Source organism: Kitasatospora sp. NPDC057223, from assembly GCF_042669755.1.
In the GTDB taxonomy this organism is placed as follows: domain Bacteria; phylum Actinomycetota; class Actinomycetes; order Streptomycetales; family Streptomycetaceae; genus Kitasatospora.
This window is the reverse complement of record NZ_JBHUWW010000244.1, coordinates 1-5362: the sequence shown is the minus strand read 5'-3', so window position 1 is coordinate 5362 and position 5362 is coordinate 1. Positions and strand designations below refer to the sequence as shown.

The 5362-nt window shown below is 73.4% G+C and carries 4 protein-coding genes; 3 read left to right on the top strand and 1 reads right to left on the bottom strand.

The genetic code is table 11. The annotated features are described in order from the left end of the window. The coding region (locus ACFUK0_RS39315; RefSeq protein ID WP_380258743.1) for an alpha/beta fold hydrolase at positions 1-125 on the bottom strand (125 nt) is incomplete at its 3' end. A 288-nt stretch (positions 126-413) separates the two neighbouring features. Between ACFUK0_RS39315 and ACFUK0_RS39310 the strand changes: the two genes are divergently transcribed. The 3 genes from ACFUK0_RS39310 (at position 414) to ACFUK0_RS39300 (ending at position 5271) form a co-directional block, all read left to right on the top strand. Next, entirely contained in the window at positions 414-1373 is a 960-nt protein-coding gene (locus ACFUK0_RS39310; protein WP_380258741.1) for a helix-turn-helix domain-containing protein, read from the top strand. A gap of 309 nt (positions 1374-1682) precedes the next feature. Beyond that, positions 1683-4448, top strand: coding sequence for an AAA family ATPase (locus ACFUK0_RS39305; RefSeq protein WP_380258739.1), 2766 nt, complete (start codon positions 1683-1685; stop codon positions 4446-4448). A 115-nt stretch (positions 4449-4563) separates the two neighbouring features. Continuing rightward, on the top strand, positions 4564-5271 hold the full coding sequence (locus tag ACFUK0_RS39300) for an ATP-binding protein (protein ID WP_380258737.1): 708 nt from the start codon (positions 4564-4566) through the stop codon (positions 5269-5271). Positions 5272-5362 lie beyond the last annotated feature (91 nt).

Here is a 5362-nt window from a genome sequence, read left to right as displayed (position 1 = left end):
AGGTGGGCCTGGTTGTCCCAGGCGTCCGCGTTCAGCGGCCAGCCGTGGCTGAAGACGACCGGGCGGCCGCTGCCCCAGTCCTTGTAGAAGATCTCTGCGCCGTCGCGGGTGGTGATCGTGGGCATGGTGGTCCTCCTGGGCGTGCGGGTGATGTTTCCGGCCGTCCGGGTGTCGCCACCCCGGCTGGTCTGCCGTGTTCCGGTGGTCAGAGTCTGTTGCGCGGGAGGTGGTCTGAGCTTGAGTCAACCGACTTCCCCGCAGAGGGTTGAGTCGTCGACGGCGTGCTCAGTCGTCGGCCGGTGGGTGGCCGCCCGCCGACGGCGCGCCAGGCCCGACGGGCGGTCCGATATCCTCGGTCGCGCTGGTCATCGGGGGTGGTGCGCAGCCCCGGGGGCGTGGGAGGGGAGTGGGTCGTGGCGCTCGTGCTCGACACGGCGGAGCTGCCGCGCCGGGACCGTGCGGAGGCCGTGTTCGCCGCGATGCTGATCGCCACTCCGGCTTGCCGGCTCGTGCACTGGGATCCGGACGCCGTCCTGCGGGCGCGGATCGACCTGTGGGACTTCGGCGGGGTGTTCCTGTGGCGTCACGAGGGGTCGGGCGTGCGGATGACCCGCACCGCGGCCCACATCCGCCGTGACGCCCCCGAGACGGTGGCGATCGCCCTGCAGGAGTTCGGCCGTGCCCGGCGGATCCAGGCCTCGCACACGGCGCAGCTGAGCCGCGGCGACCTTCTGCTGTCGGACCTGACCGCGCCCTACGACTACGCGTGGAGCGGGATCGGTGCCGCCAGCGCGCTGTCGATACCGTACGACCGGCTCGGGCTGCCGGTGGACCTGGTGCGCAGGGCCGCGCCGCTGCTGCACACGAGCAGCCTGTACGGCTTCGTCCGCGACCACCTGGCCAGGCTGGCCGCCGGCGCGGACACGCTCGGGGCTGATGCCGCAGCATCCGGTCTGGGGGAGGCGAGCGTCTCGCTGGTGCGCGCGCTGCTCGCGTCTGCCGCCCGCCACGACCGGCAGGCGCGCCCGGCCCTCGCCGAGACCCTCCCGGTGCGGATCCATGCCTACATCGACCTGCACCTGCGCGATCCGCTGCTGCGGCCCGCCGGGATCGCCGCCGCCCACGGCATCTCGCTGCGACAGCTCTACCGGCTGGTACAGCCGCCGTACTCGAGCCTGGAGCAGTGGATCATCAACCGGCGGCTGGAGGGCATCCGCGCGGACCTGGCCCGACCCGAGCACCACCACCGCCCGATCGCCGACATCGCCCGCTCCTGGGGCTTCGCCGATCCCTCCCACTTCGGCCGCCGCTTCCGCGCGGCGTACGGACTCACCCCTGGCGAGTGGCGCCGCCTCCTCACCGCGGACGAGTAGCCGGCCGGCGACGACCGCTGGCCTGAACGTGCGGCACACGCCCTTCGCTGGCCCCACCGTGTCGGCGTTGACGACAAAACGGGCACCAACCACCGGCGTGCGCCTCCCGTTCCTAGGCTCGCGCCAGCAGGTCCGCCCGCACGGACACCCTTCGCCCGAAGCGGGCCTCGGCCGCGCAGGCAGCACAGGCACCACGTCGGAGAGCAGCCCATGACCCGTCTGACCCGTCCCCTCACATCGGCCCAATCCCGGACCGCGCCCTCCCGGACCGCGCCCTCCCGGGCAGAACCCGCGGGGGGAGAAGCCGCCTTGTACGGACGGGACGGCGAGATCGCCCACCTGGAACGGCGGCTGGACGGACTGCGGCAGGACTCGGGCGCCGCTGTGGCCGTCGTCGGCGCCGCAGGCATCGGCAAGTCCGTCCTGCTGGACGCCGTCGGGGACTCTGCGGCGCGGCGATCCATCACAGTGCTCGGCGTCACGGGCGCCGAGCCGGAGCACCGGCTGCCCTTCGCGGCCCTGCACCGACTCCTGAAGCCGCTGTGGTCCCCTCCCTGCCGACCGGACCCGGACACCGCACGTACGGTGCGGGCCGCCGCGGAACCGGACACCGGGCCGGACAGCCTCCGCAGGGTGGCGAACGCGGTCCTGGAGCTGCTGGCCGGCTCCTCCGCCCCCGCACCCGTGCTCATCCTCGTCGACGACATGCAGTGGATCGACTCCCCGACGGCGGACGTACTGGCGTTCGTCGCCCGCCGGATCGGACGGGTGCCCGTCCTGCTGCTGGCCGCGAGCCGCCTCCGCAGCCACGGGAGCGCCCCTCCGGCAGCCGGGACCGACCTGTCCACCCTGCACCTGCGGGAACTCGACGACGTCGCGGCGGGCGCACTGCTTGACTCACTTCCACAGCGGCCGACCCCGGTGCAGCGTTCTCTCATCCTCCAGCAGGCCGCGGGCAATCCGCTGGCACTGCTCGAACTGGCCCGGGCGGTGACGGCCGGCGCAGCACGGACCCGCCTTGAACCGACCGGGCTGCTGCCCCTGACACCCGTGCTGAAGCGGATCCACGGGGAGCGGCTGCCCGGCCTCGATGCGACCACCCGGCAGGCGCTGCTGGTCGCCGCAGCCGCGGGCGAGCCGGACCGGGCAGCGGTGCTGACCGCGGTGCACCCGTGCGCGGCACGCGCTGACGACCTGGTGGGGCTTGAGGTCTGGCAGAGCGCGGAGGAGGCCGGCCTGGTGACCATCGAGGACGGCCGGGTGGGGTTCCGGCACCCGCTGGTGCGCTCGGCCGTCTACCAGGCAGCGCCGTTCGCGGCCCGCCGCAGGGCCCACCTCGCGCTGGCGGCGGCACTCGGGGGCAACCCCGACAGGCAGGCATGGCACCGCTCGGCAGCGGCACCGGGACCGGACGAGGAGATCGCGCAGGACTTGGTGGCAACCGCCGAGCGGGCCCGCCGGCGAGGGGGGTACCAGGGGGCCGCGGACGCGATGAGGCGCGCGGCGGAACTGACCCCGGAGGCGTCACTGCGCACTTTCAGGCTGCTGGAGGCCGCCGAGCTCGCGATGTTCGCCGGCCTGCCGGACGAGGTCGCCGCCATCACCACGCAGGCCGTGGCGAGCACCGACGACCCGCAGTCACTGAGCGCGGCCTCCATCCGGGCCGGATGGGCGCTGGCCGTCACAACCCGCCACAGCGCCTCGCTCGGCTTCCTGCTGCCGGCCGCCGCCGCCGTACTCACCCGCGACCCGCAGGACGCACTTGCCGCGCTGAGCACAGCCGCCACTGTCATCTACAACAGCGGCGACCCGCGCCCACGCGATGAGAGCCTTCGACTGGGCGCCATGATCGCCGCGCCCGCCGGCCGGGCGGCAGACCGGCTGTGGGCCCAGGCGGGCTGCGACCCCTTCGGTGACCGTCCGCAGTACCTTCGACTGCTGGCCGAAGGCGCCGCCGAGCAGGAGCCCAGCCTGCTGCACCTGACCCTGCTGGGAGCCGGCGCGTGGATCCTCGACGAAACGCACACCTCCCTGCACCTGCTCGGCCAGGCCCGCGACCACCTTCAACGCATCACCACGACGGGCGCCAACGCCACACTGTCCGCAGCCCTGGGGTTGGTGCAGTACGAGAGCGGGGCATGGCAGGCCGCCCGCTCGACCTCCACCGAGGCCTACCGGATCGCGCGCGCGGGCGGCCTCGACATGGCGGCGGCCAGCTCCTGGTCACTGGTCGCGGTCTTGGACGCGGTCCAGGGCGACACCGCGCGGGCACGGACCAGAATCACGCAGGCCATGACCGGGATCGAACCGACACAGACCCGCGCCATGGCGGTACGCGCCCGTCTCGTCCTGGCAACCGCGGCAACAGCGGACGGCGACCACGCAGGCGCCTGGGAGCAGCTGCGCGGACTGTTCGGTGACGACGCTGACGCCACACCACTGCACTACCACGCCTCCTTCTACGCCGTCGCCGACCTGGCGGCCGCCGCGGCCCGCATGGACCGTCAGCACGAAGCCCTGCTCCTGCTGGAGGCAGCCGAGAACCGGCTCCAACAACGCACGAGCCTGCGCCTGGGCCTCCTGCTGCACCGGGCACGCGCGCTGCTGTCCGGCCCGGAGCACGCCGAGGAGCACTTCCTTGCCGCCCTCGATCCGGCCGGCGATCCATGGCCGTTCGAGCGGGCCAAGGCGCGGCTGGAGTACGGGGAATGGCTGCGCCGACGCCGTCGCGTCAACGACGCCCGCCCCGTGCTGGCCGGCGCGCTGGCCGTGTTCGAGCTGCTCGGGGCCAAGCCGTGGGCAGCCCGGTGCGCCGCAGAACTGCGGGCCTGCGGCGTGACCCCGCCGCACACCGACGGCCCGCACGAACAGGGAGGAGCGGGCCTCACCGCGCAGCAGCTCCAGATCGCCCGGCTCGCGGCCGAAGGCCTGAGCAACCGGGAGATCGGCGAGCAACTGCTGCTGTCACCGCGCACCATCGGATTCCACCTCTACCAGGTCTTCCCGAAGCTGGGCGTCACCGCACGCTCCCAACTGCGCAGAGCCCTCGACGAACACGACCAGAACGGACCGTAGGAGCACGTATCGCGATGACCGGTCAGATGACCTAAGCACCCCGCCGGCCGGCGGCCCAGGATGGACGGGAGGGCTTCGCCCACCTGCCCGCCCCCTGCTCCCCGGTGGTGAATCCTTGCCCGACCTCGACCCGATCACCCGCGCACAGCCGCCCGGGCCGCCCACGACACCGACGGCTCCCGCCACCAAGACCCTGTACGGCCGGGAGAACGACCTCGCACTCCTGGAGCACCTGCTGGACCAGGCCCGGCACGGCCGGGGAGGTGCCCTGTCCATCAGCGGGGGAGCAGGCCTCGGAAAGTCAACCCTGCTCGCCGCCGCCGACCGCAGCGCACGGCGTCGCGCGATGACCGTCCTGAGCGCCCTGGGCGTCGAGTCCGAGAGCCACCTGCCGTTCGCCGGACTGCACCAACTCCTGCTGCCGCTGCGCGCCGACGCCGTCAGGCTGGAGCCGAGACAACGGCACGCCCTGCGCGCCGCGTTCGGCCTGGAGGACACCGCCCCGGATCTGTTCGGCATCGCGCTGGCCACCCTCGAACTCCTCTCCGAAGCCGCCGGACGCACCCCGGTGCTCCTGATCGCCGACGACACGCACTGGCTGGACCGGCCCACCCAGGACGTGCTGGCCTTCGTCGCGCGCCGCCTCGGCGCGGACCCGGTCGTCGTCCTGACCGCCTCCCGCACCGAGACACCCGACCCTCACAGCGGCGCCGGCCACGAACACCTGCGGCTGCGGGCGCTCGACGACGACGACGCCGGCGCACTACTGGACAGCTGCTCCCCCCGACTCGCACCCGCGACCCGGGCCCTCGTCCTCGCCTAGGTTCTGTCCGGCGGATCTTCGTACGGCATCATGTGCGGGGTGCACCCAACGCAGCCTGATGACCTGACCGTTCGCCTGATTGAGGCCGACG